Annotated in this window: 7 protein-coding genes; 5 read left to right on the top strand and 2 right to left on the bottom strand. The window is 73.0% G+C overall.

Features of this window, described 5'->3' with window-relative positions; genetic code table 11:
* Positions 1-20: 20 nt before the first annotated feature.
* From QQ657_RS45750 to QQ657_RS45760, 3 genes are read left to right on the top strand one after another with little or no spacing between them, the layout of a single operon-like run.
* Positions 21-10,322, top strand: a complete 10,302-nt coding sequence (locus QQ657_RS45750) for a type I polyketide synthase (RefSeq protein ID WP_284748673.1) — start codon at positions 21-23, stop codon at positions 10,320-10,322.
* Positions 10,315-11,073, top strand: coding sequence for a thioesterase II family protein (locus QQ657_RS45755; RefSeq protein WP_284748674.1), 759 nt, complete (start codon positions 10,315-10,317; stop codon positions 11,071-11,073). Before QQ657_RS45750 ends, QQ657_RS45755 begins: the two co-directional genes overlap by 8 nt.
* Before the next feature lie 12 nt (positions 11,074-11,085).
* Entirely contained in the window at positions 11,086-12,336 is a 1,251-nt protein-coding gene (locus QQ657_RS45760) for an activator-dependent family glycosyltransferase (protein ID WP_284748675.1), read from the top strand.
* 50 nt (positions 12,337-12,386) lie between these two features.
* Here the strand turns inward: QQ657_RS45760 and QQ657_RS45765 are convergent, their stop codons facing one another.
* Positions 12,387-13,580: an aminotransferase class I/II-fold pyridoxal phosphate-dependent enzyme gene (locus QQ657_RS45765; RefSeq protein ID WP_284748676.1), complete on the bottom strand. Its 1,194-nt coding sequence runs from the start codon at positions 13,578-13,580 to the stop codon at positions 12,387-12,389.
* Positions 13,581-13,846: 266 nt separating this feature from the next.
* On the opposite strand from QQ657_RS45765, the gene QQ657_RS45770 reads away from it, so the two are divergent.
* Both QQ657_RS45770 and QQ657_RS45775 read left to right on the top strand, forming a co-directional pair.
* Complete coding sequence (locus QQ657_RS45770; protein ID WP_284748677.1) at positions 13,847-15,061, top strand: macrolide family glycosyltransferase; 1,215 nt, start codon at positions 13,847-13,849, stop codon at positions 15,059-15,061.
* Complete coding sequence (locus tag QQ657_RS45775) at positions 15,058-16,116, top strand: ketoacyl-ACP synthase III family protein (protein ID WP_284748678.1); 1,059 nt, start codon at positions 15,058-15,060, stop codon at positions 16,114-16,116. The genes QQ657_RS45770 and QQ657_RS45775 overlap by 4 nt, the downstream gene beginning before the upstream one ends.
* Positions 16,117-16,606: 490 nt before the next feature.
* Here QQ657_RS45775 and QQ657_RS45780 read toward each other — a convergent pair whose 3' ends face one another.
* Positions 16,607-16,753: a hypothetical protein gene (locus QQ657_RS45780; RefSeq protein ID WP_284748679.1), complete on the bottom strand. Its 147-nt coding sequence runs from the start codon at positions 16,751-16,753 to the stop codon at positions 16,607-16,609.
* Positions 16,754-16,955: the final 202 nt, after the last annotated feature.

Consider the following 16,955-nt stretch of genomic DNA (forward strand, 5'->3'; position numbering starts at 1 on the left):
CCCGGCGGGCGGGGTGCGACGTGAACGAGGAGAAGCTGCTCGGGTACCTGCGCAAGGTCACCGCCGACCTGCACGAGACCCGGGAACGGCTGCGGGAGGCCGAATCCGCCACGCCCGAGCCGATCGCGATCGTCTCGATGGCCTGCCGGTTCCCCGGCGGCGTCGAGACGCCCGAAGACCTCTGGCGGGTGCTCGAAACCGGCACCGACACGCTGACGGACTTCCCGGACGACCGCGGCTGGGACCTCGACACGGTCTACCACCCCGACCCGGACCACCCGGGCACGAGCTACGTCAGCCAGGGCGGGTTCGTCCGCGACGCGGGCGCGTTCGACGCGGGCTTCTTCGGCATCTCGCCCCGCGAGGCTCTCGCGATGGACCCGCAGCAACGGCTTCTGCTCGAGACGTCGTGGGAAGCCCTGGAGCGCGCCGGGATCGATCCGCAGTCGCTGCGGGGCGAGCCGGTCGGCGTGTTCGCCGGGACCAACGGCCAGGACTACCCGGGGCTGCTCAGCCTCGTGCCCGGCGTCGGCGACGGCTACGAGAGCACGGGCAACGCCGCCAGTGTCCTTTCCGGACGGATCTCCTACGTGCTCGGCCTGGAGGGCCCGGCCGTCACCGTCGACACGGCGTGCTCGTCCTCACTGGTCGCGCTGCACTGGGCGGCGCACGCGCTGCGCGAGGGGGAGTGCGACCTCGCGCTCGCCGGCGGTGTCACGGTCATGACGACACCCGGCGCGTTCATCGGCTTCAGCCGGCAGCAGGGCCTGGCCGCGGACGGCCGGTGCAAGGCGTTCGCCGACGGCGCGGACGGCACCGGCTGGGGCGAAGGCGCCGGCGTCGTGCTGCTGGAACGGCTGTCCGACGCGCGGCGCCACGGCCACCCCGTGCTCGCGATCGTCGCGGGCTCGGCGATCAACTCCGACGGCGCGTCGAACGGGCTCACCGCCCCCAACGGCCCGTCGCAGCAACGGGTCATCCGCGCCGCGCTCGCCGACGCGGGTCTCTCGCCGTCCGATGTGGACGCCGTCGAGGCGCACGGCACCGGGACGTCGCTGGGCGACCCGATCGAAGCGCAGGCCCTGCTGTCGACCTACGGCGAGCACCGGCCCGCGGGCCGTCCACTGTGGCTCGGCTCGATCAAGTCGAACCTCGGTCACACCCAGGCCGCCGCGGGCGTCGCCGGGGTCATCAAGATGGCCCTCGCGCTACGCAACGGCGTCCTGCCGAAGACCTTGCACGTCGAGCAGCCGACGTCCCGAGTGGACTGGTCGGCCGGCGACGTCCGCGTGCTGACCGAACCGGTCCCGTGGCCGGAGGACGGCCGGGTGCGCCGCGCGGGCGTCTCGGCGTTCGGGGTGAGTGGTACCAACGCGCACGTGCTCTTGGCCGCACCTCCGGCCGAAGAAGCCTTACCCGAAAACGAAACCATCACCTCGGTTGTGCCGTGGGTCCTTTCCGGACGGTCGGAGGCCGCGCTCCGCGCCCAGGCCGCCCGGCTCGCCGGTGTCGACGGCGACCCCGCCGCGATCGGGCTGGCGCTCGCCACGACCCGCTCGGCCTTCGAACACCGCGCCGTGCTGGTCGGCGATGCGGCCGAACTGGCCGACGGCGTGCGCGCGCTCGCGAAGGGCGACGACGTGTCCGGGCTGGTCCGCGGCGTGGTCGTCGAAGGGCTGACCGCGTTCCTGTTCACCGGCCAGGGCGCGCAACGCGTCGGCATGGGCCTCGAACTCCACGACCGTTTTCCCGTTTACGCCACCGCGTTCGACGAGATCTGCGCGGAGTTCGACCGGCACCTCGACCGTCCACTCAAGACGGTCATCGCCTCGGGCGAACACCTCGACGAGACGGCTTACACCCAGCCCGCGCTGTTCGCCGTCGAGGTCGCGCTGTTCCGGCTCCTGGAGTCCTGGGGCGTGACGCCCGACCACCTCGCCGGGCACTCCATCGGCGAGCTGGCGGCGGCGCACGTCGCGGGCGTGTTCTCCCTCGCCGACGCCGCCGAGCTGGTCGCCGCGCGCGGACGGCTCATGCAGGCCCTCCCGGCCGGCGGGGCGATGGTCGCCCTCCAGGCCACCGAGGACGAGGTGACGCCGCTGCTCACCGGCGCCGTCTCGCTCGCCGCGGTCAACGGCCCGGACTCCGTCGTCGTGTCCGGTGAAGCAGCGGCCGCGAGCGAGATCGAACAGCATTTCGCCGCCCTCGGCCGCCGGACCCGGCGGCTCACCGTCTCCCACGCCTTCCACTCGCCGCTGATGGACCCGATGCTGGCGGAGTTCGCCCAGGTCGCGGGACGGATCACCTACGCCCGCCCGCAGCTGCCGATCATCTCGACGGTCACCGGGCGATCGGTCACCGACGAACTGACCACCCCGGACTACTGGGTGCGGCAGGTCCGGGAGCCCGTCCGGTTCGCCGCCGCCGTGGCGGCGCTCGCGGACGCCGGGACCACCCGGTTCCTCGAGCTGGGCCCGCACGGCGTCCTCGCCGCGATGACCGAGGAGTGCCTGCCCGGCGCGACCGTCGCCTCGCTGCTGCGCAAGGACCGCGACGAGGTCCGGACCGCGCTGGCCGCCGTCGCGACGATGTACGTCCGCGGCGCGCGAGCCGCCTGGGGCGAGCTGTTCACCGGCGCGCGGGCACAGGCCCTGCCGACGTACGCCTTCCAGCGCGAATCCTACTGGCCCGATCTGCCCAAGCCGGTCGGCGGCGCCACCCGCGACGCGCTGCTCAAGCTCGACTGGGTGCCCGTTCCGGCGGGGGAGCCGGCGCCGGCGGCGTGGGCCCTGCTCGGTTCCGGCCACCGCGGGCTCGGCGCCGCCCTGTTCGCCGAGCTGGGCGCGCTGGGCTGCCACCCCGACCTCGACAGCGTCGCGGAAGCGGGCGCGCTGCCCGACGTCCTCGTCGCCCCGTTCCTGTCCCGGTCCGAGGAGGACACTCCCGGCGAGGCGGCTCGCCGGGCGCTGCGGCTCGTGCGAGCCTGGCTGGCCGACGAGCGGTTCGACGGCCGGACCCTGGTGGTGCTGACCCGCGGCGCCGCCGTCGCCGACGGGGTGACGGACCTCGCGCAGGCCCCGGTGTGGGGCCTGCTGCGCTCGGCCGCCGCCGAGAACCCCGGCCGGTTCGTGCTGGCCGACGTCGACGACCCGGCGGCCGCGCGGCTGCTGCCCGCCGCGCTCGCCACCGGCGAACCCCAGTTCCTGCTGCGCGACGGCGAGATCCGGGCGGCGCGCCTGGCCAAGCTGACTTCGGCCGAGTCCGGTCCGTCCGCGTCGTTCGGTCCGGAAGGGACGGTGCTGGTCACCGGCGGCACGGGGGCGCTGGGCGCGCTGGTCGCCCGCCACCTGGCCACTCGGTACGGAGTCCGGCACCTGCTCCTGGCGAGCCGCCGCGGTCCCGACGCCGACGGCGCGGCCGAGCTGGTCGCGGACCTCGTCGAGCTGGGTGCTGAGCCGGTCGTCGCGGCTTGTGACGCCGCCGATCGCGAAGCGCTGGCGACTCTGCTGGGAACCATCCCGGCGGACCGGCCGCTGACCGGTGTCGTCCACGTGGCCGGCGTTCTCGACGACGGCGTCGTGTCCGCGCTGACCCCCGAGCGCCTGGACGCCGTGCTGCGCCCCAAGATCGACGCCGTCACGAACCTGCACGAGCTGACCGCCGGTGCCGAGCTGACCGCGTTCGTCGTGTTCTCCTCGATCTCCGGCACGCTCGGCCCGGCCGGGCAGGCGAACTACGCCGCGGCCAACGTCTGGCTCGACGCCCTGGCCCGCCACCGCCGCGACCACGGCTTGCCCGCGCTCGCGCTCGGCTGGGGCCTGTGGGAGCAGTCCGGCGGCATGACCGACGTACTCGCCGACCGCGACCGCCGCCGGCTGGGCGCCACCGGCATGATCCCGCTGTCCACAGTGGAAGGTCTGCGGCTGTTCGACGCGGCCTGCCGCGCCGGGGAGCCCGCGGTGCTGCCGATCCGGTTCGACTTCGACGTGCTCGGCGCCGCCCCGGTCCTGCCGCCGGTGTTCGCCGGGCTGGTCCCGCCACGCGCCCGGCAGACCGCCGAACCCGCCGCCGACCGGCCGGCCGACGTGCTCGACGTCGTCCGCACGGCGGTGGCGCTCGTGCTCGGGTACGCGAACGCGGCGGCCGTCGCGCCGGACCGGGCGTTCAAGGACCTCGGCTTCGACTCGCTGACCGCCGTCGAGCTCCGCAACCGGCTGGCCGCGGCCACCGGGCAGCGGCTGCCCGCCACGCTGATCTACGACTACGCCACCCCGAACGCCCTGGCCGCGCACCTGGCCGGCGACGCGGGAACGGCGGCACCGGCACCCGTCGCCGCCCGCACCGACGACGAGCCGATCGCGATCGTGTCGATGGCCTGCCGGTTCCCCGGCGGCGTCCACACGCCCGACGAGCTGTGGACGCTGCTCGCCGAAGGCCGCGACGCCATCGGCGGCTTCCCGGCCGACCGCGGCTGGGACCTCGACGCACTCTACGACCCGGACCCCGACAGCGAAGGCACGTCGTACGCCCGAGAAGGCGGTTTCCTCGACGACGCCGCGTTGTTCGACCCCGCCTTCTTCGGGATCTCGCCCCGGGAAGCCCTCGCCATGGACCCGCAGCAGCGGCTGCTGCTCGAGACGTCCTGGGAAGCCCTGGAACGCGCCGGCATCGACCCGGACTCGCTGCGCGGTCAGCCCGTCGGGGTGTTCGCCGGCACCAACGGCCAGGACTACCCCGCCTTGCTCGCGCTGTCGCCGAAGAGCGCCGAAGGCTATCTCGGCACCGGCAACGCCGCTTCCGTGCTCTCGGGCCGGATCTCCTACGCGCTCGGCCTCGAAGGCCCGGCCGTCACCGTGGACACGGCGTGCTCGTCGTCGCTGGTCGCGCTGCACTGGGCGATCCAGGCCCTGCACGCGGGGGAGTGCTCGCTCGTGCTCGCCGGTGGCGTCACCGTGCTGTCGACGCCGGGCTCGTTCGTCGAGTTCAGCCGGCAGCGAGGGCTGTCCCCGGACGGCCGCTGCCGCGCCTTCTCCGACGACGCGGACGGCACCGGCTGGGGCGAAGGCTCCGGAATGCTGGTCCTGGAACGGCTTTCCGACGCGCGCCGCAACGGGCACCCGGTGCTCGCGATCGTCCGCGGCAGCGCCGTCAATCAGGACGGCGCGTCGAACGGCCTGACCGCGCCGAATGGTCCTTCGCAGCAGCGCGTGATCCGCGCGGCACTGGCGAACGCGGGCCTGACACCGTCCGATGTGGACGCCGTCGAGGCGCACGGGACCGGGACGTCACTGGGCGACCCGATCGAAGCGCAGGCGCTCATCGCGACCTACGGCCAGGACCGCGACCGTCCCTTGTGGCTCGGGTCGATCAAGTCCAACGTGGGCCACACGCAGGCGGCGGCCGGCGTCGCCGGGGTCATGAAGATGGTGCTGGCCCTGCGCCACGGCCTGCTGCCGCAGACGTTGCACGCCGACGTTCCCTCGTCGCATGTGGACTGGGGCGATGGTTCGGTGCGGCTGCTGTCGGAGCCCGTGCCATGGCCGGACGATCGCCCCCGCCGCGCGGGCGTCTCGTCATTCGGGGTGAGCGGCACCAACGCGCACGTCATCATCGAGTCCTCACCCGAAGCGCCACTTTCACGTGAAAGTGGCGCTCGCGAGCTGACGGTGTGGGCAGTGTCGGGGCACACCCCGGAAGCCCTGCGGGGGCAGGCCGAGCGGCTGCTCGGTCACGTCGCGGCCCACACCGCCGAGATCGGCACCGCACTGGCGGCCCGCACCGTCTTCGCCCACCGCGCGGTCGTGGTCGGCGCCGCCCACGGCGAACTGGTCCGCGGGCTGGCCGCCGTCGCCGCCGACCGGCCCGCACCCGGCGTCAGCACGGGCGTGCGTGCCGAGGGCGGCACCGCGTTCCTGTTCACCGGCCAGGGCGCGCAGCGGCTCGGCATGGGCGCCGGGCTGCGTCGCGAGTTCCCGGTGTTCGCGGCAGCCTTCGCCGAGGTCTGCGCGGAGTTCGACGGTCACCTCGATCGGCCGCTCCTGGAGATCATCGACACCGACCTGCTCGACCGGACCGGCTACACCCAGCCCGCGCTGTTCGCGCTCGAAGTGGCGCTGTTCCGGCTCCTCGAGTCCTGGGGCGTCCGCCCCGACCGGCTCGCCGGGCACTCGATCGGCGAGCTGGCCGCGGCGCACGTCGCGGGCGTGTGGTCGCTGCCCGACGCCTGCGCCGTCGTCGCCGCGCGTGGCCGCCTGATGCAGGCGTTGCCCGCCGGTGGCGCGATGCTCGCCGTCGAGGCGACCGAAGCCGAGGTCGTCCCGACGCTGCCCGCGGGGGTCGAGCTGGCCGCGGTCAACGGCCCCGCGTCCGTGGTGGTCTCGGGTGCCGAAGCCGGCGTCCTGGAGGTCGAACGGCACTGGGCCGGGCGCAAGACCCGCCGGCTGCGCGTCTCGCACGCCTTCCACTCGCCGGACATGGACGCCATGCTCGGGGAGTTCGGCCGGGTCCTGGCGGGCGTCACGTTCGCGTCGCCGGCCATCCCGATCGTCTCGACGGTGACCGGCGAACCCGCGACCGATGAACTCACCTCGCCCGAGTACTGGCTGCGCCAGGCCCGGGGGACGGTCCGGTTCGCTGACGCCGTCGCCACCCTCGCCGGGCAGGGCGTGACCCGGTTCGTGGAACTGGGCCCGGACGGCGTCCTCACCGCGATGGCCGCGACCAGCCTCGGCGACGACGCGATGGTCACCGCCCTGCTGCGCAAGGACCGCGACGAACCGCGGGAACTGCTGACCGGAATGGCGAAACTGCACGTCACCGGCTCCACAGTGGACTGGGGAACCGTCCTCGGGGGAACGGGCGACCCGTCGGCGCTGCCCACCTACGCCTTCCAGCACGAGCGGTTCTGGCCCGAGTTCTCCCTCACCCCGGCCGGCGACGTCACGATGGCAGGCCTCGACCGCCCGGACCACCCGCTGCTCGGTGCGTCGGTCACGAACGCCGAGGACGGCGCCGTAGTGTGCACCGGGCGGGTCTCGCCGCGCACCCACCCCTGGCTCGCCGACCACGTCGTCGCGGGCAGCACGCTCTTCCCCGGTACCGGGTTCGTCGAGCTGGTCCTGCGCGCGGGTGAGCAGGTCGGTGCGGGCGGCATCGACGAGCTGATCATCGAAACGCCGTTGCCGCTGCCCGCGCGTGACGGCGTCCAGCTGCAGGTCGTCCTCGGCGCGCCGGACGAGTCGGGCACGCGCCCGGTGACCGTCCACTCGCGACTGGACGACGAGCCGTGGACCCGGCACGCCAGTGGCCGGCTCGCCGCCGAACCCGGTCCCGTCCCCGAAGACGTGACGGAGTGGCCGCCGGCCGGGGCCGAGCCCTTGGACCTCGACGGCCTCTACACCGGCGGCCCGGACGGCGGGTTCGGCTACGGCCCGGCCTTCCAGGGCCTGCACGCGGCCTGGCGGCTCGGGGACGAAGTCCACGCCGAAGTGGCCCTGCGGCCCGAAGAGCACGCGGACGCGGCCCGGTCCGGCCTGCACCCGGCGCTGCTGGACGCGTCGCTGCACGTGCTCGGCACGGTCGCCGAGTGGGCGGGCCGCAACTACCTCCCGTTCTCCTGGAGCGGGGTGACGCTGCACGCGAGCGGTGCCACCTCGGTCCGCGTCACGGTGACGCCGAACGGCCACGACACCGTCAAGCTGAGTCTCGCCGACCCGGCCGGCCGGCCGGTGGCGTCGGTCGACGCGCTGGTCCTGCGTCCCTTGGCCGCCGGGGCGGTGCGGCCGGTCCGAAAGGCGCCGGAGTCGTTGTTCCGGCTGGACTGGCGGCCGGTCGCGGCGGCCCCGGTCGACGCCGTAGCGCGGCGGTGGGCCGTCGTGGGCGACGACGATCTCAAGGTCGGGCCGGTGCTCGACGCGAGCGGCGTCACCTGTGAGTCCTATGTGGACCTCGACGCGCTCGGGGCCGCGGTGGACCTCGGCATGGCCGTGCCGGAAGCGGTGCTGGCCGTCCGCACCCCGGCCGCCGGCGAGCTGCCGGACGTCGCCCGGGCGGCCGCGCACGACGTGCTCTCGCTGCTGCAGGACTGGCTGGCCGACGACCGGTTCGCCGCGTCCCGCCTGGTCGTGGTGACCCGGGGCGCGGTGGCCGCCGCGGCCGGCGACGACGTCCCGGACCTGGCGTGCGCGCCGCTCTGGGGCCTGGTCCGCTCGGCGCAGTCGGAGCACCCCGGCCGGATCCGGCTGATCGACCTCGACGAGTCCTCCGCCGTACTGTCCGCCGCCGTCCTCTCCGACGAGCCCCAGCTCGCCGTCCGCGACGGCGTCCTGCTCGCCGCCCGGCTGACCCGGGCCACCACCGAAGCCGCCACCGGGAAGCGCCCGTTCGGCCCGGACGGCACGGTGCTGCTCACCGGCGCCACCGGCAGCCTCGGCCGCGTGCTGGCCCGGCACCTGGTCACCGCGCACGACGTCCGGCGGCTCGTGCTGACCAGCCGGACCGCGGCCGGCGCCACCGACCTGCGGGACGAGCTGACCGCGCTGGGCGCGGACGTCCGGCTCGCCGCCTGCGACACCGCGGACCGCGCGGCGCTCGCCGAACTGCTGGCGGACGTCCCCGACCTCGCCGCGGTCGTGCACGCGGCCGGCGTGCTCGACGACGGCGTCCTGTCCTCGCTCACGCCCGAGCGGATGGACGCCGTCCTGCGGCCCAAGGTCGACGCCGCCTGGCACCTGCACGAGCTGACCGCGGACCGGAACCTCTCGGCGTTCGTGCTCTTCTCCTCGGTCTCGGCCACGTTCGGCGGGCCCGGGCAGGGCAACTACGCCGCGGCGAACGCCTTCCTCGACGCGCTCGCCGCCCATCGCGCCGGCCGCGGCCTGCCCGCCCAGGCGCTGGCCTGGGGCCTGTGGGAGACCGGGATGAGCTCCGCGCTGGACTCGGCGGACCGCAAGCGCATGTCACGCGGCGGCGTCCACGCGCTGCCCGTCGAGCAGGGGCTGGCGTTGTTCGACACCGCCACTTCGCTCGCCGAACCCGCGCTCGTCCCGGCGAAGCTCGACCTCGCCGGGCTGGGCGGCTCGGTCGCGTCCGTCCTCAAGGGACTCGTGCGGCCGGCCCGGCGGGCCGCGTCGGCCGCCGCCGCGGTGTCCGGCGAGGCCGCCCTGCGCGCCGCCCTCGCCGGGAAGCCGGAGCCGGACCAGCAGGCGATCCTGCTGGATCTGGTCCGGGCCACCGCGGCCACGGTGCTGGGCCACGCCGGCCCGGAGGCCGTGCGCCCGGACGTCGGGTTCCTCGTCGCCGGCTTCGACTCGCTGACCGCGGTCGAGCTGCGCAACGCCCTCGGCGCGGCCACCGGCCTGCGGCTGCCGCCGACGCTGGTCTTCGACTTCCCGGCGCCGGCGGACCTCGCCGCGCACCTGCGCACCGAGCTGAACGTCACCTCGGCCGCGCCGACCGTGTCCACTGTGGACTCCGGGGAGACGCTCAGCGCGTTGTTCCGCACGGCCTGCGAACTCGGCAAGATGAAGGAGGGCTTCGAGCTGCTGCAGAACGCGGCGCTGCTGCGGCCCACCTTCGACGCGGCCGCCGACCTGGCCCGGCAGCCGGGTTCGGTCCAGCTCGCGGCGGGGGAGCGCACGCCGAAGCTCATCTGCTTCAGCTCGTACGTGGCCCTGGCCGGGGTGCACCAGTACGCCCGGTTCGCCTCGCCGTTCCGCGGTGACCTCGACGTGCACGCGCTGCCGGCGCCGGGGTTCGTCAAGGGCGAGGCGCTGCCGAACAGCGTGCGCGCGGTCGCCGAGGTCCAGGCGGACTCGGTGCTGCGGGCCGCCGCCGGCGCGCCGTTCGTGCTGCTCGGGTCGTCGTCGGGCGGGATGCTCGCGCACGCCGCCGCCGAGCTCCTCGAAGAGCGGGGCACGCCGCCCCTGGCCGTCGTGCTGCTCGACAGCTACCTGCCGCGCGAGGACTCGCCGCTCGACCGGTTCCGCGACGAGCTGTTCGGCGGCATGTTCGACCGCGAGGAGGTCTTCGCGCCGATGGACGTCGCCCGGCTCTCGGCGATGAGCTGGTACTTCCGGCTCATGGCCGGCTGGGCGCCGGCGAAGCTGTCGGTGCCGCTCCTGCTGGTCCGCTCGTCCGAACCCCCGGTCGCCGACGAGCGGCTGGCCCCCGGGGAATGGCAGACGCACTGGGACACCGCCGACACCGTCGTCGACGTGCCCGGCAATCACTTCACCATGGTCGAGGACCACGCCGTCACCACCGCCGAGACCGTGCGCGGCTGGCTCGAGACCACCCTGAGGACGGAGTTCACGCATGACTGAGAACCCGGAGCTGTGGCTCCGCCGCTACCACGACGCGGACGAGGGTGCCGTCCAGCTGTTCTGCCTGCCGCACGCGGGCGGCTCGGCCAGCTTCTACTTCCCGATGTCCGCCGGGCTCGGCCGCTCGGTCGAGGTCCTGTCCGTGCAGTACCCGGGCCGCCAGGACCGCCGGCTGGAGCCGGGCATCGACACCATTCCCGAGCTCGCGGACCGGGTCGCCGAGGTGCTGGCGGAGCGGACGCGCAAGCCGTTCGCGCTGTTCGGCCACAGCATGGGCGCGACGCTCGGCTTCGAGGTCGCCACGCGGCTGGAGGCGGCCGGCGTGACTCCGTTGCACCTGTTCGCGTCCGGCCGGCGAGCGCCCTCCTGCCGCCGTGACGAGTCCGTGCACCAGCTCGACGACGACGGCGTGCTCGCCGAACTGCGCAAGCTCGGCGGCACCAACGCGGCCGTGCTGGGCGACGACGAGATCCTGCGGATGGCGCTGCCTGCCATCCGTAACGACTACAAGGCCGCGGAGACCTACGTCCAGCAGCCGGGACCGAAGCTGAGCACGCCGATCACCGTGCTGACCGGCGACGCCGACCCGAAAACCACCCTGGCCGAGGCGCGCGCCTGGCAGGAGCACACCGACGGCGAGTTCGAGCTGAACGTGTTCGCCGGCGGGCACTTCTTCCTCGCCGACCACCAGCGCGAGGTGCTGCGGCTGATCTCCACGCGGCTCGCGGGCACCTTCTCCGGCCACCACTGAAAGGCCCCTCCCGTGCGCGTGTTGTTCGTGACGCTGGACGAGAAGTCCCACCTGTACTGCATGGTCCCGGCCGCTTGGGCGCTCGTCGCGGCCGGGCACGAGGTGCGGGTGGCCGCGTCGCCGGGGTTCACCGACGTCGTCACCGGTACCGGGCTGACCGCGGTGCCGGTCGGCGTGGACAACACGATGCACGAGGGCATGAAGCAGAACCGCGACGCCCAGGAAGCCGACATCGCGAACTGGAACGACACCGATCCGGCGTCGCACACCTGGGAGGCGCTGCACCAGCGCTACACGTTCACCGTGTGGGCCGGGTTCGCCATCTACAACGACGAGATGGTCGGGGACCTGGTCGCGCACGCGCGGGAGTGGCAGCCCGACCTGGTCGTCTGGGACGCGCTGACCTACGCGGGGGCGATCGCGGCCAAGGCCTGCGGTGCGGCGCACGTCCGGCAGCTGTGCTGGGCCGACGTCTGGTGCGCGATGCGCGTGACCTTCCTCAAGCTGATGGCCGAACAGCCGCCGGAGGAGCAGGAAGACCCGCTCTTCGACTGGCTCGACCTGACCGGCCGGCCGTACGGGGTGAACTTCGACGAAGAGCTCGTCACCGGCCAGGCCACCATCGACCCGCTGCCGGAGTCGCTCGGCGCGCGCTCCGGCGTCCGGCGGCTGCCGGTGCGGCACGTGCCCTACAACGGCCGGGCGGTGGTGTGGGACTGGCTGCGCGAACCGCCGTCGAGGCCCCGGGTGTGCCTGACGCTGGGTTCGTCCAACACGGACGCTTTCGGTGGAGACTACGTCTCGATCCCGGAGATCCTGACCGCCTTGTCCACTTTGGACATCGAGGTGGTCGCGGCCTTGGTTCCGGAGCAGCGCAAGGCGTTGGACGAGGTCCCGGCGAACGTCCGGGTCGTCGAGTCGGTGGCACTGCACACCGTGCTGCCGAGCTGTGCGGCGATCGTGCACCACGGCGGCTTCGGCAGCTACGGCGCGGCGCTGGTGGCCGGCGTCCCGCAGCTGACGGTGACCACGCCGATCGCCGACCACCTCGTGCGTCCCCAGCGTCTGGTCGACGAAGGCGCGGGACTGTTGTTCACCCACAACGGCTTCACGGCCGAGGACCTGCGCTCCGCGGTGGCCCGGCTGGTCGGGGAACCGGAGTTCGCGGCCAACGCGCGTCGCCTGCGCGACCTCGCGCTGGCCCAGCCGACCCCGCACGAGCTGGTGGCCGACCTCGAGAAGCTGGTCGCCGAGCGGTCTTGAATGAGTCATTCAGGTCACCCGGTGACCTGAATGACTCATTCAAGACGTCGTCAGCCGCGGGAGGCTAGGCGGCGGCGGATCTCGGAGGCGTGCTCGATCGCGAAGGCCACCAGGGCCGAGACTTCGCGGACCTGCTCGCTGGTGACCGACGGGCCCGTCGGCAGCGTCAGCACGCGCCGGGAGAACGCGTCGGTGGCGGGCAGCGAGACCGGCCGCTCGGTGCGGTAGGGCTCGCACTCGTGCACGCACGGCGAGAAGTAGCGCTGCGCCAGCACGTTGTCCGCGCGCAGCAGGTCGAGGATCGTGTCGCGGGACAGCCCGCACTCCGCTTCGTCGACCTTGACGACGTTGTACTGGTAGCTGTTGCGGTTCTCCTCGTCGTAGCGGTGCATCTCCAGGCCGGGCAGCCCCGCCAGCTCGGCCGCGTACTGCTCGTAGTGGGCGCGGTTGGCGGCGATGGTGGCGGGCAGCGCGTCGAGCGAAGTCAGCCCCATGGCCGCCGACGCCTCGCTCATCTTGGCGTTGGTGCCGGCGAACTCGGTGACGTGCTCCTCGCCCCACCCGAAGTTGTGGGTGTAGCGGGCGAGCTGGGCGAAGTCGTCGTCGTTGGTGACGATCGCGCCGCCCTCGAAGGTGGTGACGACTTTCGCCGCGTGGAAGCTGAACATCTCGGCCTTGCCGAACCCGCCGAGGGGCTGGGAGCCGAAGCTGCAGCCGATGCCGTGCGCGGCGTCGAAGAACAGGGTCAGGTTGTGCAGCTCGGCGATCTTCTCGAGCTCCTGGATGGCGGCCGGCTGGCCCCACAGGTGCACGCCGACCAGCCCGGTCGTGCGGTCGGTGATCAGGCGCTCGACCTGCTCGGGGTCGATGCACCCGGTGGCCGGGTCGAGGTCGCAGAAGACCGGCGTCAGGCCGAGGTAGCGCATCGCGTGCGCGGTCGCGACGTAGGTCATGGACGGCATGATGACCTCGCCGGTGAGGCCGGCCGCCCGGGCCATCACTTCGAGGGCGATCGTCCCGTTGCAGGTGGCGACGCAGTGCTTGGCCCCGGTGTGCTCGGCGATCCGCGCCTCGAACTCCTTGACCAGCGGGCCGCCGCTGGTGAGGCGCCCGCTGTCGAGGGCGACTTCGAGCCGCTCGTAGAACTTCGCCCGGTCCCCGGTGCTGGGCTTCCCCACCACCAGGGTCTTCTCGAAGGCCATCGGGCCGCCGAACAGTGCCAGGTCGTCAACGCTCGTCTTCATGAAAGGTCCTTCCCCAGGGGTCGCGGTCTGCCCTTTCCCGCGATGACGTGCATTTCGTTGCTTTACAACAGGTGTCGAGATCCCCCTCGTGCGGTTCGTCTGCAGGATAAGGACGCCGCGCGCGAGTGACGGATCTTGCCGCGAAACTCTGTGGAAGCCCCTAGTCGTCCCGGCGTAGAAACGTTCAAAGCGGTTTTGGGGGGAAATCGCCAGAACTTGCGTGGTAGCCGGTGCGCTCCGCGGGCACGGTGGCCGACGATGCAGCGGTGAGCAGGCACATCGCCGTCTTCAGTTTCCCCGCGTACGCGCACGTCGCGCCGGTCCTCCCGATCGTCGCCGAGCTGGTGCGCCGCGGTCACCGGGTGACCTTCGCCGTGGTCGACGAGTTCGCCGCGAAGGTGGCGGCGACCGGCGCCGAAGTACTGCCCTACACCTCGACGTTCCCGTGGGCGACCGGGCTGGGCGACACCGCCTCCGACGGCTACGCGCTGCGGGCCATGCTGGCGTTCATGGGCGAGGGCCTCGCACCGCTGGACGCCGCCATGCGTCGGTTCGCCGACGACCCGCCGGACCTGGTCGTGCACGACCTCGCGGCGTCCGAGACGGCGCGGCTGATCGCGCGGAAGTTCTCGGTGCCGACGGTGCAGTCGGTCCCGGAGTTCGCCTCCAACGAGCACTTCCGCCTGAACGAGGCCCAGGCCGAGACGGACGCCGCCGCGCCGCCGGACCTCACCGACCCCGCGCTGGCCGCGTTCGTGGAGCACGCCGGGCAGCTGCTGGCGCGCCATGGTCTGTCCGATGTAGACACCGGCGTAGGCGATCCCGGGTACCACCTCGTCTACCTGCCGAAGGCGTTCCAGATCCACGGCGAGACCTTCGGTGACCGCTTCGCGTTCATCGGGCCGTGCTTCGACCGGACCGCGCCGCCGGGGGAGTGGACCCCGCCCGCCGACGGGCTGCCGCTCGTGCTGATTTCGCTGGGCACCTCGCGCAGCCGGGAGCAGGTGGGTTTCTTCCGCAAGTGCGTGCCCGCCTTCACCGGGCAGCCCTACCACGTCGTGCTGACGCTCGGGCGGTGGGTCGACCCGGCCGAGCTGGGTCCGTTGCCGGACAACATCGAGGCGCACCCGTTCGTCGCGCACGCGGCACTGCTGCCGCACACCAAGGTCTTCGTCACCCACGGCGGGCTGGGCAGCGCCATGGAGGCGCTGCACTACGGCGTCCCGATGGTGGTGACGCCGTCCCAGAGCGACCAGGTGGTGACCGCGGCCCGCATCGCCGACCTCGGGCTGGGCCAGGTGGTGTCGCGCACCGACGTCACCGAGGACGAACTGCTCGAAGCGGTCGCCACGACCGCGTCCGATCCCGTGGTCGCCCAGCGCGTCCGGTGGATGAGCGAGCAGGTCGCGCTGGCCGGCGGGGAGACCCGTGCGGCCGACGCCGTCGAATCGTGGCTCCGAACGAAAGTGGAGGCGAAGTGAAGCTGGCGGAGGTCTACCTCAGCGGGATCGGTACGTATGTGCCGGCGACCACCGGCGTCGAGGCGGCGATCGAGCAGGGGTGGATGACCGCCGAGGACGCCGAGACGTCCGGCCTGACCGGCGCGGCCTGCGCCGGTGAGACCCCGGCCCCGGACATGGCGCTGTGGGCCGGGCAGGAAGCCGTGGCCCGCGCGGGCGTCGACCCGGAGGCGCTGGACGTCCTGCTGTACGCGGACAACTACCACTCGGGCCCGGACGGCTGGTTCCCGCAGTTCTGGCTGCAACGGCACTTGGTGGGCGGCGACCTGCTGGCGGCGCAGCTGCGCCAGGGCTGCAACGGCATGTTCGGCGCGCTGGAGCTGGCCTCGACGTACCTGATCGCCCGCGGCGGCGGCACGGCGATGACGGTGGCGTCGGACAACTCGACGTCCCCGCTGGTGAACCGCTGGCGCTGCCTGCGTCCCGACTTCGTCATCGGCGACGGCGCGACGGCGGTGGTGCTGAACACGACATCCGGCTTCGCGAGGCTGAAGTCGGCGAGCTCGATCACGGTGCCGGAGCTGGAGGGCATGCACCGCGGTGACGAGCCGATGTTCCCGCCGGGCGCGACGATCGGCCGCTTCATGGACTTCGCCGAGCGCATCGACTTCTTCGGCTTCGAGAACCGCGACACGATGCTCCACAGTGGCCTGAACCTGCTGAAGACGCGCTCCGAGCTGATCGACCGCGTGCTGGCGGAGGCGGGCATCGGCATCGACGGGGTCACCCGCATCGCGTACAACCACGGCTCGCGCAAGTACGTCGAGGACGGGCTGCTGGCGATGCTGGGCATCCCGCTGGAGAAGTCGAACTGGGACTTCGGGCGCGGCCTCGGGCACCTGGGGGCGAGTGATCAGGTGGCGTCGCTGGCGAACATGCTCGGGACGGGCCAGCTGGCACCGGGCGACCACGTGCTGATGGTCGGGATCGCGCCGGGGGTCAGCGTGGCCGGTGCGGTGGTGGAGATCCTGGACGTGCCGGAGTGGGCCGAGGCGGTCGTGCCCCGGGCGAGCTGAGGTAGGGGCGGAGGCCAGAGGTCGCCTTCAGCGGACGTGGTCCGGTGCAGGCGACCCCGGCCGAACGTCTTGAATGAGTCATTCAGGACCTCCCACGACCTGAATGACTCATTCAAGACAACCGCCGGCGAGGCCGCCGACCTGCGCCCGCCGGAATACCCGCCGGGAACCCGACGGTGCCGGACCCTGACGTCGGACGAGGTGAACGGGTCGTTCGCGACCTTTGCCCGCTCGGCCGCCACTGACCCGCGCGGGCTACCCCGGACCGAACCCCTACGGACCACGCCGGACCACCCCCTGAACCGCCCACACCGGTCACGCCCCGTGCGACCGCCGTTGCCACACAGTAGCCGTCACGGATCACTGGTGGAAACTGACCAACATCCCGTGAACTCGCGGCACATCGGCGCCCAAACCCCCCGGAAAACGCGAATCGGGTGGTCCGAGGTCTCCCTCGTCCCACCCGATCACCGGTCAGCGGTGTGCCGGCTCAGCCGCCGCTGCCGCCGCCGTACGCGCCGCCCAGAAGGCGGCTGCGGCGCTTGCGGTTCTTTTCGTCATCGGCCTTGGCGTTGTCCGCCTTGGAGTCGGACGGCTTCTTCTTGGAATCGTCTTCCTTTTTCCCGAAAATACCCACTGCGCCTCACCTTTCCCAGTTCCGGCCGCCGTCGTGAAATCGGTCGCTGCCTTCGCAGGATAGCGCAGGGTACTGCCGGGCGCACCCTTCGCGACGCGCATTCGAGGGGATTTCCCGGAGGGTTCCCGCCGCATGGGAAAGGGCCGCCCGGACCGGGTCGATACCGGTGTAAACCGGACATCGATCCCAACTCGGGCGGCCC

It is taken from the genome of Amycolatopsis ponsaeliensis (assembly GCF_030182635.1).
Taxonomy (GTDB): domain Bacteria; phylum Actinomycetota; class Actinomycetes; order Mycobacteriales; family Pseudonocardiaceae; genus Amycolatopsis; species Amycolatopsis ponsaeliensis.

Excerpts from the sequence above, each read along its gene's own strand:
- QQ657_RS45755 (WP_284748674.1), top strand. The coding sequence starts at position 10,315 with ATGACTGAGAACCCGGAGCTGTGGCTCCGCCGCTACCACGACGCGGAC.
- QQ657_RS45765 (WP_284748676.1), bottom strand. The coding sequence starts at position 13,580 with ATGAAGACGAGCGTTGACGACCTGGCACTGTTCGGCGGCCCGATGGCC.